At 64.0% G+C, this 17,030-nt stretch carries 13 protein-coding genes and 1 tRNA gene; 12 read left to right on the forward strand and 2 right to left on the reverse strand.

Translation table 11 applies throughout. The annotated features are described in order from the left end of the window. Nucleotides 1-25 precede the first annotated feature (25 nt). The 3 genes from LA343_RS10215 to LA343_RS10225 are packed head-to-tail and all read left to right on the forward strand — an operon-like array spanning nt 26 to nt 2,687. Nucleotides 26-937 carry a metal ABC transporter solute-binding protein, Zn/Mn family gene (locus LA343_RS10215; protein WP_025403233.1) on the forward strand — a complete coding sequence of 304 codons (912 nt, stop codon included), beginning with the start codon at nt 26-28 and terminating at the stop codon, nt 935-937. After that, complete coding sequence (locus LA343_RS10220) at nt 934-1,719, forward strand: metal ABC transporter ATP-binding protein (RefSeq protein ID WP_025403234.1); 786 nt, start codon at nt 934-936, stop codon at nt 1,717-1,719. The genes LA343_RS10215 and LA343_RS10220 overlap by 4 nt, the downstream gene beginning before the upstream one ends. After that, complete coding sequence (locus LA343_RS10225; RefSeq protein WP_081737349.1) at nt 1,716-2,687, forward strand: metal ABC transporter permease; 972 nt, start codon at nt 1,716-1,718, stop codon at nt 2,685-2,687. The genes LA343_RS10220 and LA343_RS10225 overlap by 4 nt, the downstream gene beginning before the upstream one ends. Here LA343_RS10225 and LA343_RS10230 read toward each other — a convergent pair. Continuing rightward, complete coding sequence (locus LA343_RS10230) at nt 2,665-4,230, reverse strand: MazG nucleotide pyrophosphohydrolase domain-containing protein (protein WP_025403236.1); 1,566 nt, start codon at nt 4,228-4,230, stop codon at nt 2,665-2,667. The genes LA343_RS10225 and LA343_RS10230 overlap by 23 nt on opposite strands. A gap of 11 nt (nt 4,231-4,241) precedes the next feature. After that, nucleotides 4,242-8,045 (reverse strand): transcription-repair coupling factor, encoded by a 3,804-nt coding sequence (gene mfd / locus LA343_RS10235; protein ID WP_224209159.1) that lies wholly within the window; start codon nt 8,043-8,045, stop codon nt 4,242-4,244. A gap of 102 nt (nt 8,046-8,147) precedes the next feature. Between mfd and LA343_RS10240 the strand changes: the two genes are divergently transcribed. The 9 genes from LA343_RS10240 to LA343_RS10280 all read left to right on the forward strand — a co-directional run bounded on the left by LA343_RS10240 (nt 8,148) and on the right by LA343_RS10280 (nt 17,027). Further along, nucleotides 8,148-8,219 (forward strand) — tRNA-Gln (locus LA343_RS10240). 7 nt (nt 8,220-8,226) lie between these two features. Then, a complete protein-coding gene (locus LA343_RS10245; RefSeq protein ID WP_039910958.1) occupies nt 8,227-9,585 on the forward strand; it encodes an MFS transporter in 1,359 nt (452 codons plus the stop codon). Between the two features lie 244 nt (nt 9,586-9,829). After that, nucleotides 9,830-11,368: a bifunctional UDP-N-acetylglucosamine diphosphorylase/glucosamine-1-phosphate N-acetyltransferase GlmU gene (gene glmU / locus LA343_RS10250; protein ID WP_025403239.1), complete on the forward strand. Its 1,539-nt coding sequence runs from the start codon at nt 9,830-9,832 to the stop codon at nt 11,366-11,368. Nucleotides 11,369-11,542: 174 nt separating this feature from the next. Further along, a complete protein-coding gene (locus LA343_RS10255) occupies nt 11,543-12,514 on the forward strand; it encodes a ribose-phosphate diphosphokinase (RefSeq protein WP_025403240.1) in 972 nt (323 codons plus the stop codon). Between the two features lie 360 nt (nt 12,515-12,874). Continuing rightward, on the forward strand, nt 12,875-13,546 hold the full coding sequence (locus LA343_RS10260) for a 50S ribosomal protein L25/general stress protein Ctc (protein WP_025403241.1): 672 nt from the start codon (nt 12,875-12,877) through the stop codon (nt 13,544-13,546). Nucleotides 13,547-13,788: 242 nt separating this feature from the next. Next, the gene (gene pth / locus LA343_RS10265; protein ID WP_081737431.1) at nt 13,789-14,433 is read left to right on the forward strand and encodes an aminoacyl-tRNA hydrolase; all 645 of its coding nucleotides are present in this window, start codon (nt 13,789-13,791) and stop codon (nt 14,431-14,433) included. A gap of 52 nt (nt 14,434-14,485) precedes the next feature. Next, the gene (pth, locus tag LA343_RS10270) at nt 14,486-15,205 is read left to right on the forward strand and encodes an aminoacyl-tRNA hydrolase (protein WP_025403243.1); all 720 of its coding nucleotides are present in this window, start codon (nt 14,486-14,488) and stop codon (nt 15,203-15,205) included. Between the two features lie 89 nt (nt 15,206-15,294). Further along, nucleotides 15,295-16,248, forward strand: a complete 954-nt coding sequence (locus LA343_RS10275; protein WP_025403244.1) for an ATP-binding cassette domain-containing protein — start codon at nt 15,295-15,297, stop codon at nt 16,246-16,248. Beyond that, on the forward strand, nt 16,245-17,027 hold the full coding sequence (locus LA343_RS10280) for an ABC transporter permease (protein WP_025403245.1): 783 nt from the start codon (nt 16,245-16,247) through the stop codon (nt 17,025-17,027). Before LA343_RS10275 ends, LA343_RS10280 begins: the two co-directional genes overlap by 4 nt. The last annotated feature ends 3 nt before the right edge of the window (nt 17,028-17,030 follow it).

The following is a 17,030-nucleotide window of genomic DNA, read 5'->3' on the forward strand; positions in this document are numbered from 1 at the left end:
ACATTTCGTGAGGACCATGCGAAAAATGGCGGCTGCACTGGCAAGCTGCCTGACAGTGGCGGCGATTACCACCGCCTGCAGTGACGGGAATGCGCCCGGCAGCGGCAGCGACAAAGCCCAGGTGATGACCACGTTTACGATCCTGGAAAACATGACCAAAGAAGTCGCGGGTGACTCCGTGGAAGTCCGCAGCCTCACCAGCCCCGGTGCGGAAATCCATGGATACGAACCCACACCCCACGATGTGGCCGCCGCTGAACGAGCAGACCTCATCATCAGCAACGGGTTGGGCTTAGAACACTGGGTCCACAAACTCACCGACAATTCCCCCGCTGCCACGATGGTGGCAACTGACGGCATCACGCCGCTCCCGATTGCCGGCACCGACAACCCCAACCCGCACGCGTGGATGAGCCCCGCCCTCGCCCTGACCTACGTGGATAACATCACCAAAGCCCTCAGCGACCTTGAACCCGAACACGCCGACACTTACCGGCACAACGCAAGCGAGTACAAGAAGAAAATCAACAAGGTCAACACCGATCTCCTCGACGGATTGGCGACACTTCCTGACAACCACCGCACACTCGTCACCTGCGAGGGCGCCTTCAGCTACCTCGCCAAAGAGGCTGGCTTGAAGGAAGGGTACATCTGGCCGGTCAACAACGATGGGGATATCACAGCTCAGCAGATCGCCCGGGCCGCTGACATGGTCAAGAAGAATGACGTGCCAGCCGTCTTTTGCGAATCCACCGTGGAACCGGGGCCACAGGAACAACTGATCAGGGATACGGGCGCGAAAAACGGCGGAATTCTCTACGTCGATTCACTCTCGGATAGCAGCGGGCCGGTGCCGACCTACCTCGATCTACTGACGTACGACACCAAGACGATCGTCAAGGGGCTCGGCGGAAACAACGGAGTCTCAGCCTCATGACCGCTCAGCACCTAAACCACCTAAGCAACGACGGCACAAGTCCGGCTCCGCCCGCCCTGCGCGTGGCTCACCTCACGGTGTCCTACGGCACGGCCACCCCGGCCCTCAACGACGTCAGTTTCACCCTGCAGCCAGGAACAATCACCGGCCTCATCGGAGTCAACGGTGCAGGGAAATCCACCCTGTTCAACGCCATCATGGGGCTCGTGCCCCCAGTCAGCGGCGACGTCTACGCCCACGGTGGGCCACAGTCCATCGCCTACGTTCCCCAACACCACGATGTCGATTGGAACTTCCCACTCTCCGTCCGCCACGTCGTCGCCAGCGGCACGGCTCGTGGTTCCGCTCTGAGCCAGTGGCCCCTGTGGGGATGGAGGTGGGCAGGCCGCCTGAAGAAAGAGAATCGACTCAGTGTTAAACGGGCGCTAGCGCAAACACAACTCACGGAGCTCGCGGATCGTCAGATCGGCCAGCTCTCCGGCGGGCAGAAGAAGCGAGCATTCGTCGCTCGTGGCATCGCGCAGGGAGCGAGCATCATGTTGCTCGATGAGCCATTCGCCGGCGTGGATGACACCTCTCGCGCTGCCATCACGTCGCTCCTGCACACGCTCGCCGAGGATGGGACGACGATACTCGTGAGCACCCACGATCTTGGCAACCTCCCCGAGCTCTGCCCACGCGCGATCTTGCTGAAGCAAAAAGTAGTGGCCGATGGGCCGGTAGACGCAGTGCTCGATCCCGACACCCTTGTGAAGTCCTTTGGCGAGGTGAAGGCCCAATGATTTTGGCGCCGCACTACCACATCCTTGCCTCCGGCACCTTCGCCACGAACTTCCTCTCCGAGCCGTTGAACTACAGTTTCGTGCATCGCGCGATCCTCGCCGCCAGCATTATGGCTCTCGTTGCGGGCCTGTTGAGCTGCTGGTTAGTCCTCATTGGATGGTCACTTCTCGGCGACGCCATTTCTCACGCGATTCTGCCCGGCGTGGTGATCGCCTATTCCCTGAGCCTGCCCTATGCCGTAGGAGCGGTGGCGGCCGCCCTCGTCGCAGTGTGGCTCGTAGGAACAGTACGTGAGCAGACCTCGCTCAAGGAAGACACCTCCATCGGGATCGTGTTCACCGCCATGTTCGCACTGGGGTTAGTGCTCATTTCAGTCACGCCCGCTGCCACCCACATGCAGGAGATTCTCTTCGGCAACCTTCTAGGGATCTCGGACACGTCGCTGTGGCAAATCATCGGCTTCGGCGGCGCAGCCGTACTCGTCATCGTGTGCGCAGGGCGCGCGTTCACGCTGTGGGCGTTTGACGCAAACCATGCGCACACCGTGGGGTTCAACACCCGGCTCATCCGGTGGCTGTTACTCGGCTGCATGGCGTGCGTTGTTGTAGCCAGCGTTCAGGCTGTGGGAGTGATTCTCGTCGTGGCAATGCTCATCACCCCAGGAGCCACCGCCTACCTACTCACCCGGCGGATGTCCGTCATGCTCGTCTTATCCCCCGCAGTCGCACTACTCAGCGCCCTGGCCGGAATCTGGCTCAGCTTTAATTGGGATGTATCCACCGGCGGCACGATTGTGCTCGTCCAAGCTGCGATATTTACCCTGGTTTACCTCTTCGCCCCACGCGAGGGCGTGGTGGTCAGACGACGACGATCCACACGGAGCAGCTCCACAACGCTCTGGAACCAAACAGGCAGCCAAACGAGCGCCCAAACGGGAGATGCCGTTACTTCTGACGAGCCGAACTAGAGGCGATGCCAGCTCCGGCTCCTGACTCCAGCTGCTGCAGCTGGGCTCGGAACGCGGAGACGGCATCCATGAGGCGGCGATCCGATTCGCCGGGCTCGTCGAGCTCCAGCCCAACCATGGGGAAGCGGATATCAGTGGGGATATCGGCATCCCGCAGGCCCATCTGACGAGCCTCACGGATGACCTGCTCGGCGGCAGCGAGAGCCGACCCGGACTGTGGACCCGAGTGTTGGGTCACCTGCTGGGAGGGCTCCTGAGACGGCTGGGCCTGCACCGGCTGGTCGCCCGAGGCGCGTCCCGTGAAAGCCGCTTTATGCTGCGGAAGCTGGGTAGAGTTCACAGCCGGGAAGGTCTTGGCGTGCGGCTCAGTACGGGGCTGCTCCTGCACACCCTCACCCGACTTCTCACCCGACTGCTCGGCAGCCTCGTCGGCGGCCTTAGTGGTTGCTGCGCTCTGGTTGGCCGCATTATCGGCTGCCTTGTCAGCGTTCTTGTCAGCGTTCTTGTCCGTGGCCTCGTCTGTGGCCTTATCGGCTGCGGCGTCCTTGCGCTCCAAGTACTCCGCGTACTCCTCGCCGTACTTCTCCACGCGCGCGGAACGCTCGCGCTTCTTGCCCTCATCCCACAGACGATCCTGCTCGGTCCGAGGAACATCTCGCTCGATCTCCTCAAACAGGTAAGGCGCACGCGAACGCAGCTTCGCGACAAACGCCCCGGCCACGTGACCGATGTCGAACGCCCCGCGGCGGTTTGCGATCTCCGCGTGAAACAGCACCTGCAGCAAAATGTCAGACAGCTCCGAGCACAGGTCCTGCTCCAGCCACTCCGGAGCCTCGCCCTCGCCATAAGCCTGGGCCAGTTCAATCGTCCGGTCGAGCTCGTCGGTCTCCTCGCGCAGGTAAGCCATGAGCGACTGGTGCGTCATGCTGCGCTCCCACTCACCCTGGCGCAACGACCGAGCCATAAGCGCCACGGCGTCCTCAATCTCATCCATGACAGACGCCGGCACCTCCGTGCGCGCCGTGCGGCGCAGGCCCGCCACGGCCACCGTGTGCTCATCGGTGCCCACGATCTCGCCATCCACGACACCGCCGCCGGAATACTGAACGTCCTCAGTATCCACATCAGCATCCACATCGCTCTTAGCGTGCTTCGCTCCCCCAGAACCAGCAGCGCCAGAAACCCCCTGGCCACCGCCCAGCTCACCGGCGGTGGTTGCGGACGTAGCGGCGTCGAGCGACGAAGGTTCAGAAGCACCAGCAGAACCCGCCTCGAGCTCCTTCGAGGGCTCCAGATGCACCGCCAAACTCGGGGCAGTGATCATCTCCTCGCCCTGCTCCAGGCGGAACAACACCAACTCGTTCTCCGGATCGGTGGTGACCAACACATCGGACTCATCAACGGTGTGCCCACCCAAATCGGCGATCACCCATCGCACGCGAATGGGAACCTCCTCCGTGTACGAAACATCGTTGCGGAGCAGGTCAACGGCGTCCACGGGGATCATGCCGGGAAAACGCGGATCGAGGAGAACGACAGCCATAGACAAATATCCTACCTGGTATTAGGTTCCTTTCCACGAATATCCCTCTGCGGAATGCCCGCTAATTGGGTCAAGGCATCGGCACACCACTGCACAAGCTCCTCATCACGCAGTGGCACAGCACGCATTCCCTGCCCCACCTTCGGTGCGGGAATAAGAACAATTTTCGTCGTTGCGCGATAATTCGCCGCCGGGAAAAGCCGCTTCAATCGCACCTGACCCGATTCCTGCAAATCAATGGGGCTGAAACTAATCTTGCTGCCTGTCGCCACCACCTCGTGCACCTTTAGATCGCGGCACAGCAACCGCAGGCGCGAGACGACCGCGATGAGCTCGATCTCCCGCGGCGGCTCGCCATAGCGATCCCGCAGCTCCTCGATGACGCGCTCGATCGCCTCATCCGATTCCGCCGTGGCGAACTTCCGGTAGGCCTCCAGGCGCAGCCGCTCCGAGGCGATATACTCCACCGGGATGTGCGCATCGAGGGGAAGGTCGATGCGGATCTCCTTTTTCTCCTCCTCGCGGCCATCGACCGGCTTGCCATCGGCCATCGCGCGGAACGCCTCCACGGCCTCGCTGACCAGTCGCACGTAGAGGTCGAAGCCCACGCCGGCGATGTGGCCGGACTGTTCCGCACCCAGCACGTTGCCGGCGCCGCGCATCTCCAAGTCCTTCATGGCCACCGCCATGCCCGCGCCCAGATCGTTGTTCTGGGCAATCGTGGATAGGCGATCGTAGGACGTCTCCGTGAGCACCTCGCCGCGCGGGTACAGGAAATACGCATAGCCCCGCTCCCGCGACCGGCCCACTCGGCCGCGCAACTGGTGCAGCTGCGACAAGCCCATGTGGTGAGCGTTCTCCACGATCAGGGTGTTCGCGTTGGAAATATCCAGGCCGGTCTCCACGATCGTGGTGCACACGAGCACATCGAACTCTCGGTCCCAGAAACCCTGCACCGTGGTCTCCAACTGTTCCTCACTCATCTGGCCGTGTGCCACGACCACGCGGGCTTCCGGCACGAGGCGGCGGATATCGGACGCCGTCTGCTCAATCGTCTTGACCTTGTTGTGGACGTAGAAGACCTGACCGTCGCGCAGCAGCTCGCGGCGAATCGCGGCCGCCACGTGCTTGTCCTCCTGCGGGCCCACGTAGGTCAGCACCGGGTGGCGATCCTCCGGCGGGGTGAGGATCGTCGACATCTCACGGATACCCGCCATCGACATCTCCAGCGTGCGCGGGATCGGCGTGGCCGACATCGTGAGCACATCCACGTGCGTGCGCAACGACTTGATGTGCTCCTTATGTTCGACGCCGAACCGCTGCTCCTCGTCCACAATGATCAGGCCGAGATCTTTCCACTGCACACCAGTCTGCAGAAGGCGGTGCGTGCCGATGACGATATCCACCTCACCAGACGCCATCTGCTTAAGGATCTCCTTGGACTCCGCCGGCGAAGTAAAGCGCGACAGCTCGCGGATCGTCGTGGGGTAATCCTGCATGCGCTCCGTGAACGTCTTCATGTGCTGCTGCGCCAGCAACGTGGTGGGCACCAGCACGGCAACCTGCTTGCCGGACTGCACCGCCTTGAAGGCAGCGCGAACGGCCACCTCGGTCTTGCCATAGCCCACATCGCCGATGATCACGCGGTCCATCGGCACCGGCTTTTCCATGTCCGCCTTCACGGCCTCGATGGCGTTGAACTGATCCTCGGTCTCGGTGAAGGGGAAGGCCTCCTCCATCTCCCGCTGCCACGGGGAATCGGGAGCAAACGCGTACCCCGGCGCGGCCTGACGAGCCGCATAGAGCTGCACCAACTCACCGGCGATCTCGCGGACGGCGCCGCGGGCCTTGCGCTTCGTGTTCTTCCAGTCCGCGCCGCCCATCTTGGACAGCGCAGGCTTCTCCCCACCCACGTACCGGGAGAGCAGATCCAGCTGATCCATCGGCACGTACAGCTGATCGCCTGGGCCGCCGCGCTTGGACGGAGCGTACTCGAGAACCAGGTACTCGCGGCGGGAAGCATCCGCCCCCTTGCCGATGGTGCGCTCCATCATGGTCACGAACTTGCCGATGCCGTGGGAATCGTGAACCACCAGATCGCCGGGCTCCAGGGCCAGCGGGTCCACGCGGTTGCGCTTCTTCGCAGGCTTGCGCTTGCCCGTGGCCTTGGCGTCCACACGGTTGCCGGTGAGGTCCGTTTCCGTAAAAAACAGCAAGCTGGAGCGCTTGGCATCACCGGCGAAGGGGAACTGCAACCCTTCAAACGCCACGGCGTGGAGAATGGTGACCTGCCCCGGCGCGGGCTCATCGGCGGTGGTGTGCTTGGGCTTGCGCAGCCGCCCCAAGCCGTGGGCACCGGTCAGGTCCACACCCACGGCCTCGGCGGCGATGCCCGCCTCGTGAAAGCGGCGCAGCATGCGCGCGGCCACCGCGGGGGTCGGGGCTGCGAAGACCACGCGCCCGCCGGATTCCACGCGCTTGCGCACGTCCGACATGAGGGTGCCGATGGCATCCATGTCACCGTGCGGGCGCGGGGCGGACTCGTACTCGAGGGTGAGCACGTCGCCTGCGGCATCAGTGGAATCTGGGGCAGCTGCGGCATCTGCAACGCCGGCACTGAAGTCGGCCATGCCCAGCGGCGACAGCGTCCACCACGGCCGGCCCAACTTCTGCTGAGTTTTCTGCACGGCAGCCACGCTGAGGTAGGCCACATCGCCCGTCACCCCGGCGGCGTCCACGGGCGCATCGCCGCCCATCGCCGCCACGTCCCAGCCGGCTTCCAGGAATTGCTGCCCTGTCTCCGCCAGATCCACAGCCCGGCGTTCCACGGCTGCGGGCGTCACCACAATAGTGTGCGTGCGATCAGGCATGAGTTCCGGAAGAGCCACCATCGGTGCGGTGTGCAGCAACGGAATGAGCGACTCCATACCCTGGACCTGGATCTTCTGGCTGATCTTGTCCAGCATCTCCGCAAGCTCCGCCTGACCCGCAAGGTCCTGGGCAGCCTTCGCGGCCTTGCCCGCCACCTCATCGGTGATGATGAGCTCACGACAGGGGTACACGAACACCTCCGGGGCCTCGACCCCAGGAATGGTGCGCTGATCGCCCACGTTGAACGGGCGAACCTCGCTGACCTCATCACCCCAGAAATCCACGCGCACGGGCAGCTCCTCCGTGGCGGGGAAGATATCCACGATGCCGCCGCGGATGGCGAAGTGACCGCGCTTGCCCACCACATCGACATGGCTGTAACCCAGCTCCACGAGGCGCTGCTGGAGGGAATCAAACTCCAGCTCCTCCCCCTCGGCCAGGCGGATCGGCTCCACGGCGCCCAGATTGGATTGCACCGGCTGCACCAGCGCGCGCGTCGGGGCCACGACGACCTTCAGCGGGCCCTGCGGGTCGGTGGCTGCCTTATTGGCTGCCGTGCCCGCTGCACCGCTAGCCAGAGCCAGGCGCCGCAGCACCCGCATCCGCGTGCTCACCGTCTCCACGGCAGGCGACAGCTTCTCGTGCGGCAACGTCTCCCACGACGGGAACAGCTCCACCGCCTCCCCGAGCATGTACTTCAACACCGTCGTGAGGTCCTGGGCCTGCCTACCCGTGGCCGTCACCACCAACACGGGGCTGCGCTGCGCCAGCGCGCCCACCACGAACGGCCACGCGCCATCGGGTGCCTGCATGTGCAGGCTCGGCTCCCCCACATGCGTGAGCATGCCGCGCAGCTTGTCATCCTGGGCGGCGGCGCGCAGCACGCCCTCCAGACTGGGCGAGTTGGCGGACGGGATACGGGGATTACCATGGGGTGTGGTCATGATCATTAAGTCTAACCACGGGGCAGGAACCTCTTATTCCACCCATCTATTTCTAACCGGCAGAGAGGTTCATGTAATGTGACCGGTGCGCGTACCGCGCGGTCTCCCATGGTGTAATTGGCAACACTACGGTTTTTGGTACCGTCATTCTAGGTTCGAGTCCTGGTGGGAGAGCTTTTTTATGCACATTTCTTGGAAGTGGTTCACCGACAAGTTCGTCGGCACCCCGCCCGATTCCGACCTCGACAACGTGGAGGAAAACTCCGGGCGCTATTCCCTCGGCTTCGGCGCGCAAAACATCGGCGATCAGATCGTCTCCGCCAAGACCGTCCTGCCGTGGTTCCTCACCTCCGTCGGCGGTCCCGCGTGGGTGATCTCCTTCCTCGTCCCGGTGCGCGAGTCCGGCTCCATGCTCCCCCAGGCGTTCCTGCGCCCGTGGCTGCAACACTTCCATCGCCGGCTGCCGTTCATGCTCGTCGGCGCCGCTGGCCAGGCCGTCGCGTGCGTCATTATGCTGTTCACCGCCTTGTTCGCGCATGGCACGGTAGCGGGTTTGCTCATTCTGGCCTCCCTGGCGCTGCTCGCCACCGCCCGCGCGCTGGTCTCGCTGACCAGCAAGGACGTCGCCGGCCGCGTGGTGCCCAAGGGCTACCGCGGCCACCTCACCGGCTTCGCCACCACGCTCTCGGGCGCGGTCGCGATCGTCGTGGGCATCGTGCTGCAAGCGCTGCGCGGCGACCTCACGACCACAACTTTTGCCGTGTTGTTCGTCATCGCCGCGCTCTCCTGGGTCGCCGCGATCATGTTCTTTAGAGGCATCCGCGAGCAGGTCGTGGAGGACGTCGGCAACGTCCCCTCCAAAGAGGACGGCTGGCTGCGCCAAGTCTGGGTCGACATCCGCGACCTGCTGAGCTCCGACCCCGCCTTCCGCCGCTTCGTCATCGTCCGTACCCTGCTGCTCACCAGTGCCCTGTCGCCGACATTCATCGTCGCCATCGCCAGCCACGTCCGCGCCGACGGTCTCGCCGCCAGCATCTTCACCGGCCTCGGCACCTTCGTGCTCGCCTCCGGCGTGGCCTCGCTGCTGGCTGGCCGCGTGTCGGGGTGGCTCTCTGATGTTTCCAGTCGCAACACGATGACGGGGGCCGCCCTGTTGGCGTCGACGATCCTGGTGATCACGGTGGTTCTCACCCTGATATCCGACGCCACCAGCAACCCACAGACACCCGACCGAACTGGAGCCGAAATAGCCCTGATCTGGTGGTTGCCCGTGGCGTTCTTCGTGGTGTCGCTCGCGCACGCCGCCATTCGCGTGGCCCGCAGCACATACATCGTGGACATGGCCGAAGGCGAACAGCGCACACGCTACGTGTCCGTGGCCAACACGCTCATGGGCATCCTTCTGCTCATCGTTGGTGCTTTCACGTCTGTGCTGGCCATCGGTGGTCCGCAGTGGGCGCTGGCGGCGCTGGCGCTGTTCGGCTTCACCGGTGCGGCGCTCTCGCACACGCTGCCCGAGGTGTCGCTGGGTAAGCAGTAGGCCGAGCGGACAAGCTGGTGCCGCTGGTGGGAAGTCGCTGGAACTGACGGGAACTGGCCAGAACTCGTTGAGAATGAGGCAGCCATCACTATGCTGGGGAGAATAACCGGCTAGAACAACGAGCGGCCGGGCTACTCGCGCAGCCGCTCGACCGTAAACACCCATACAGAAGCATTACTAGCTTTTCTAGCTTTTACTAGCTTTACTACAAGCCCCACTAAGGACCGAAGGACCACACATAACCGTGACGACAACCGACGACACAGCACGCCAGCCCAGCGACAACTCCTCGCTCCCCTCCTCCGCAGCACACACCGCCGTGATCGTGCTCGCAGCGGGCGCGGGAACGCGCATGAAGTCGAAGACGCAGAAGACGCTCCACGCCATCGGCGGGCGCACCCTGCTCTCCCACAGCCTGCACGCCGCCGCCGGAGTGAACCCCGATCATATCGTGGCAGTCATCGGCCACGGCCGTGAGCAGGTCGGCCCCGCCGTCGACGAGGTCGCCGGCGAGCTGGATCGGCCCATCGCCACCGCCGTTCAGGAAGAACAAAACGGCACCGGCCACGCCGTGCAGTGCGGCATGGCCGAGCTGGACGGCTTTGAGGGCACCGTGATCGTCACCAATGCCGACGTGCCGCTGCTCACCAGCGCCACCCTTGACCGGCTCATCACCGCCCACACCGAGGTCCCCACCGCCGTGACCGTACTGTCCGTCCAACAGGACGACCCCACCGGATACGGCCGCATCCTGCGCTCCGACGACGGCGAAGTGACCGCCATCGTCGAAGAAAAAGACGCCTCCGAAGATCAGCGCCGCATCACCGAGGTGAACTCCGGCGTCTTCGCCTTCGACGCCGCCATCCTGCGCAGCGCCCTCAGTGGCCTGAACACCAACAACGCTCAAGGTGAGCTCTACCTTACCGACGTGCTGAGCATCGCCCGCTCCGAGGGACACCCCGTGCGAGCCCACATGGCCGAAGACGCACGCGAACTTGCTGGCGTCAACGACCGAGTACAACTAGCCGCAGCCGGCGCCGAGCTCAATCGCCGCACCGTCGAAGCCGCCATGCGAGGCGGAGCCACCATCATCGACCCGCGCACCACGCGCATCGACGTGGACGTCACCATCGGCCAGGACGTCACCATCCTGCCCGGCACCCAGCTGCTCGGCCGCACCTCCATCGCCGACGACGCCACCGTGGGCCCAGACACCACGCTCACCAACGTCACGGTCGGGGAAGGCTCGTCCGTAATCCGCACCCACGGCATCGACGCCGCCATCGGCGCCAACGCCGAAGTCGGCCCCTTCACCTACCTGCGCCCCGGCACCGTGCTCGGCGACGAGGGCAAGCTCGGCGGATTCGTCGAAACCAAGAAGGCCAACATCGGTCGCGGCTCCAAGGTGCCGCACCTGACCTACGTGGGCGACGCCACCATCGGCGAATACTCCAACATCGGCGCATCCAGCGTGTTCGTGAACTACGACGGTGTGAACAAGCACCACACCACCGTGGGATCGCACGTGCGCACCGGCTCGGACACCATGTTCATCGCGCCCGTCGTCGTCGGCGATGGTGCCTACTCCGGCGCCGGAACCGTGCTCAAGGACGACGTGCCGCCGGGAGCCCTCGCCGTCTCCGGCGGACACCAGCGCAACATCGAGGGCTGGGTGGCAAAGAAGCGCCCCGGCTCCGCAGCAGCGAAGGCCGGCGAGGAAGCCGCCCAGCGCGTCGCCAACGGTGGCTCCCCCACCACTACCCCGCAGCAACGCGAGGAATGATCTCGACTAAACTGGGAAAAGGCTTATTCGGCTGATTCGCACCCGCTGTGCTTGTGTGACGGTGTCGCTGCGGTTTAGCTTGGGTCTTAGCCTGGTTTTAGCTCGGGAGCGTCCGCTCGCAGTACGTGCGTGGACGCAACACCATTGGACAACTTTCGGAAGGTCAGACAACACGTGTCCACCACCCATTGGATCGACAACCAAAAGAACCTGATGCTGTTCAGCGGCCGCGCGCACCCCGCTCTGGGCGAGGCCGTAGCCCGCGAGCTAGGCATCGAGGTCACCCCCACCACCGCGCGCGACTTCGCCAACGGCGAGATCTTCGTCCGCTTCGAAGAGTCCGTCCGCGGCTCCGACGCCTTCGTGCTGCAGTCCCACCCCCAGCCACTGAATAACTGGCTGATGGAGCAGCTCATCATGATCGACGCGCTCAAGCGCGGATCCGCGAAGCGCATCACCGCCGTGCTGCCCTTCTTCCCGTACGCACGCCAGGATAAGAAGCACCGCGGCCGCGAGCCGATCTCCGCCCGCCTGGTCGCCGACCTTCTCAAGACCGCAGGTGCCGACCGCATCGTGTCCGTGGACCTGCACACCGACCAGATCCAGGGCTTCTTCGACGGCCCGGTCGATCACATGCACGCCATGCCGATCCTCACCGACTACGTCAAGCAGAACTACAACCTGGACAACATCTGCGTGGTCAGCCCCGACGCCGGCCGCGTGAAGGTCGCCGAGAAGTGGGCCAACACCCTGGGCGATGCCCCCATGGCCTTCATCCACAAGACCCGCTCCGTTGACGTCGCCAACGAGGTGACCTCCAACCGCGTGGTCGGCGACGTGGAAGGCCGCACCTGCGTGCTGCTCGACGACATGATCGACACCGGCGGAACCATCGCCGGCGCCGTGGGCGTGCTGCGCGAAGCCGGCGCAGGCGATGTCATCATCGCCACCACCCACGGCGTGTTCAGCGGCCCCGCCCGCGAGCGCCTAAGCAACTGCGGTGCCCGCGAGATCATCACCACCGACACCCTGCCGCAGTCCACCGAGGGCTGGGACAACCTCACCGTGCTGCCGATCGCGCCGCTGGTCGCCAAGACCATCCACGAGATCTTCGAGAACGGTTCCGTGACGACCCTGTTCGAGTAATTCGAGCGAATCACCCGCGCCGCACCGGTTTTTCCTAACCGGGCGGCGCTTTGTTATTATGATTGCTGCATCTCGGCGAGGGCTGGCTTCGGCTGGCCGTTATCGGCGCGACAAACCCACTTTCACCGCAAAGTGCTCACGAGGCACCCGCTGTGTGTTCGTCCAGTAGGACAAGCAGGCACGGATCAGCCAGAGGTCACTTTGGGTGCAATGGACACACTATTGCCGCCGCGAGACGCCGCGGCTTTTTTCATGCCCGCGGTACCTGCAACGCAGCGTGCTCATTGGTTAACCCCAAGAGGCGCGCACCAAGAACAGCAACGTTCACGACACAACCGTTCATTACCCCAAGGAGAACCCATGGCTCACAACATCACCCGCCTCAAGGGCGAACTGCGCACCGAGTTCGGCAAGGGCGCTTCCCGTCGCCTGCGCCGCGACTTCCGCATCCCCGCCGTCGTCTACGGCAACGGCCTCGACCCGATGCACGTTCACGTCGACATCCTGGAGTTCCAGGCAATCCTGCGTAACGAGGGCGTCAACGCCGTCCTCGAGCTCGAGGTTGAAGGCCAGGACCACCTCGTCATGATCAAGGCCGTGGATCAGAACGTTCTGACCCTCGACGTTGACCACGCCGACCTGCTCAACGTGAAGCGCGGCGAAAAGGTCGAGGTCGACGTGCCGGTCGTCTTCCAGGGCGAGGCTGCTCCGGGCGCACTGGTTACCCAGGATGCGGACGTCATCACCATCGAGGCCGACGTCATGAACATCCCGGAAGAGATCGTTCTCGACATCGAGGGCAAGGAAATCGGCTTCCAGATCACCGCTGGCGACGTTCAGATGCCGGGCAACGCTTCCCTGGTCTCCGACCCGGAGACCCTCATCATCAACATCGTCGAGCCCGAGGAAGAAGAGCTGCCTGAGCCCGGCGAAGAGGGCGAGGACGAGGCTCTCGGCGAGGCTGCCGACGAGGAAGGTACCGAGGAAGGCACCACCGGCGAAGGCTCCGAGGACAACGACTCCGAGGAGTAATCCCCTCTCCCCCGCTGACGCACTTGTGTGTCAGTACCCCAGCGCTCCGGCACTGGTGGCCTAGCGGCGGGATCGTCCGCTCAGTGATAACAAGCAGCACTGAGCGGAAGATCCCGCCGCTCTTGTCATTTCTGCAATGACTTTTTTGCCATGACTACTGCGCAGGCAACTCGGTAAAGAGAACGTACGGGAGCCATGGCCGTGCTGCCGGATGACCCCGATGTGAGACAATGCCCAGTGTGATGGCGTCGAAACAAAGACCAACAAAGACACCCCGCGCAGGACGGACACAGAAGGGGGCAACCGGCTCACCCATCCCTGAGGGCACCCCCTGGCTCATCATCGGTCTCGGCAACCCCGGGCCGAAATACGCCAACACGCGCCACAACGTAGGGCGGATGGTGCTCGGAGAACTGGCCGGCAGGCAGGTGCCGCAGGCGAGTTTCGCCACCCACAAGCGCACCAATACAGAGGTCGCTGACGTCACCATCGGGCCGGTGGGGGCGGGTCACAAAGCAATCCTGGCGTACCCGCGGACGTATATGAACGTCTCCGGAGGACCGGTGAAAGCGCTCGCCGAATTCTACAAGATCCCCGCAGAGCACCTCATCGTTATCTACGACGACCTCGAACGCGACCCAGGCGATACACAACTGCGACGCGGCGGTGGCGACAAGGGGCACAACGGCCTGAGATCCATCAGCTCCTCCTTAGGCACGAAGGATTACTGGCGCTTATCGTGCGGCATCGGCCGGCCCCCGGGCAGGATGGATCCGGCGGCTTACGTCCTCAAGCCGTTCCCTAAAAGCGAGGACGCGGACGTGGCGATCATGTGCGCCGATGCGGCCGACGCGGTCGAACGGGTGATCATCACCGGTCAGGCATGATCACTGCTGGGCAAGGCGTGGCTTCGCAGCACAGTGTGAGACACTGACTGTCGTGTCTCGAATCTCCCACTTCTTCAACCGGCTATTCTCCCGCTCTTCTCACCACGCGACCGCTGCTGAGGCTGGTGGCGAGGGCGCTGGCTCGCCCGGGGGCTCGCGCACCGGCTCGCGTCGCAGCATCGATGCACCGCAGGGAACCTGGTTGGTCATCGGACTCGGCAACCCCGGGCCGGAGTACGCGGCCACGCGGCACAACATTGGCTACATGGCCATCGATGAGCTGCTCGAGCGCCACGGCGCCACGCTACAGCCTGTGCGCAACCATCCGGCGTCCGCCGCCACGATCACCCTGGGCGAGGCGCAGGTTATTGTCGCGAGATCTACGACGTACATGAATGACTCCGGCGACGCCGTGCGCGCCCTGGCCGACAGCGCCGGTATTACCCCCGAACACATCGACCACATCATCGTCATCCACGACGAGCTCGATCTCTCCGCCGGAACAGTCCGAGTCAAAAAGGGTGGCGGGGAAAACGGCCACAATGGCCTCAAGTCCACCACCGAGCGCCTCGGGACCCGCGATTACCTGCGCATTCGCATGGGCATCGGCCGCCCGCCGCAGGGCACCGGCGTGGTCGACTACGTCCTCGCCCCCTTCGACGAGGACGACTCCGCGTGGATCACCTCCTGCATTGCGACCGCCGCCGACGCGGTCGGTATCCTCGTGGAGCAAGGACTCGGTGCAGCACAGAATCAGATTCACAGTCGCTAAGAGCGGCCACAAGCTGCCCCCACCGCTGCATAGCCCCCCACACACGGCCACACATCTACACACCCTGAGGAAAGCGAGCCCCCTCCCCCATGTCACTGATCGAGATGCGCGACGTGCGCAAAACCTACCCCGTCAAGGGAGGCGACGTACACGCCCTCGCCGGGCTCAACCTTTCCGTCGAAGAAGGCACCGTCCGCGGCCTCCTCGGCCCCAACGGTGCCGGAAAGACCACCACCGTCAAGGTCCTCACCACCCTCATCAAACCCACGAGTGGCCGGGCCACCGTCGACGGACTCGACGTCACCACACAAGGCAAGCAAGTGCGCGACATCATCGGCGCCTCAGGGCAATACGCCACCATCGACGAGCAGCTCTCCGCTCGCCAGAACCTCGTGATGATCGGACGGCTGTTTCATATGGGCGACGCCACCGCGAAGGCCCGGGCCGACGAACTCCTCGAGATCTTCGCGCTGGAGAAGGCTGCCAACCGCCCCATTAAAGGTTTCTCGGGCGGCATGCGGCGCAGGGCGGACCTGGCGGCGTCGCTAGTCAACGACCCGAAGATTCTCTTCCTCGACGAACCTACGACCGGCCTGGATCCGGCTGCTCGACTGGCGCTGTGGGACGTGATCCGCGACCGTGTGCGCCAGGGCACCACCTTGCTGCTGACCACGCAATACCTCGAAGAGGCGGACGCACTGGCCGACGAGATTTCCGTTATCGACCACGGCATCGTCATCGCCGAGGGCACCGCGGACGAGCTCAAGAGCCAGGTGGGCGGTCAACGCGTATCCATCACGGTGGTCGACGAGGGCGACGTGGACTCCGCAACGCGGATTCTCGAGACACTGGCGCATGGCGACGTGCACCGAGAAGGCAACACCATGAGCTGCCAGGTGGACTCTGGACCGGACGCTCTACAAAAGGCTCTGGAGGAGCTGCGGGCAGCATCCATCGAGCTGCACGACGCCGGAATGGCGCGGCCCTCCCTCGACGACGTTTTCCTCTCCCTGACCGGTGGAAAGGCTGGTGACGGACAGTGAGCAACTGGCTGACAGACATTCGAGCGGTCACGATCCGCAACCTCATCCGCTTCCGCTCCACCGCAGACGTCTTCGTATGGGCAGTGCTGCAGCCGATCATGTTCGTGCTGCTGTTCTCGCAAGTCTTCGGCGGTGCTATCAAGGTGCCCGGCGTGGACTACACAAACTTCCTTATGGCCGGCATCTTCGCGCAGACCGCAGTGTTCGGCGCCACGTTCTCCGGCATGTTTATGATCCAGGACCGCAAGGACGGACTGCTCGACCGCTTCAAGACCCTGCCCATGTCCAACTCCGCGGTGCTCATCGCTCGGACGATTGCCGACCTGACCATCAACACGGTATCGCTCTCCGCGATGGTCATAACCGGGCTCATCGTGGGCTGGCGCCCGGAAGCGGGCATTGGTGGTTTCATCGGCGGCATGGCACTGCTGCTGGCCTTCAGCTGGGCATTCTCGTGGGTGCTGATCTGGGTCGGCATGAAAATCAAGTCCGTGGAAGCCTTCAACTCCGCGACGTTCATGGTGATGTTCCCGCTGACCTTCCTCTCCAACGCCTTCGTGCCCTCGGACAGCATGCCTACCGTGCTGCGCGTCTTCGCGGAATGGAACCCCGTATCCGCGCTGGTGCACGCCACGCGAACCCTGTTCGGCAACAACGGCGCCATGCCGGAGCCCACGGTGTGGCCGATGCAGCACTCTTTGGTGATGTCGCTCGTCGGCATTGTGATGTTCGTGGTGATCTTCGCACCGCTGGCTGCCAGGAGCTTCCGGCGGGGATAGCGG

It is taken from the genome of Corynebacterium falsenii (genome assembly GCF_020099275.1).
Taxonomy (GTDB): Bacteria; Actinomycetota; Actinomycetes; order Mycobacteriales; family Mycobacteriaceae; genus Corynebacterium; species Corynebacterium falsenii.

What these genes read in the sequence shown, in the direction of transcription:
- LA343_RS10245 (WP_039910958.1), top strand. Translation starts at nt 8,227, where the DNA reads ATGCACATTTCTTGGAAGTGGTTCACCGACAAGTTCGTCGGCACCCCG.
- LA343_RS10275 (WP_025403244.1), top strand. Translation starts at nt 15,295, where the DNA reads ATGTCACTGATCGAGATGCGCGACGTGCGCAAAACCTACCCCGTCAAG.
- mfd (WP_224209159.1), bottom strand. Translation starts at nt 8,045, where the DNA reads ATGACCACACCCCATGGTAATCCCCGTATCCCGTCCGCCAACTCGCCC.
- pth (WP_081737431.1), top strand. Translation starts at nt 13,789, where the DNA reads ATGGCGTCGAAACAAAGACCAACAAAGACACCCCGCGCAGGACGGACA.
- LA343_RS10260 (WP_025403241.1), top strand. Translation starts at nt 12,875, where the DNA reads ATGGCTCACAACATCACCCGCCTCAAGGGCGAACTGCGCACCGAGTTC.
- LA343_RS10225 (WP_081737349.1), top strand. Translation starts at nt 1,716, where the DNA reads ATGATTTTGGCGCCGCACTACCACATCCTTGCCTCCGGCACCTTCGCC.
- LA343_RS10230 (WP_025403236.1), bottom strand. Translation starts at nt 4,230, where the DNA reads ATGGCTGTCGTTCTCCTCGATCCGCGTTTTCCCGGCATGATCCCCGTG.
- LA343_RS10220 (WP_025403234.1), top strand. Translation starts at nt 934, where the DNA reads ATGACCGCTCAGCACCTAAACCACCTAAGCAACGACGGCACAAGTCCG.
- LA343_RS10215 (WP_025403233.1), top strand. Translation starts at nt 26, where the DNA reads ATGGCGGCTGCACTGGCAAGCTGCCTGACAGTGGCGGCGATTACCACC.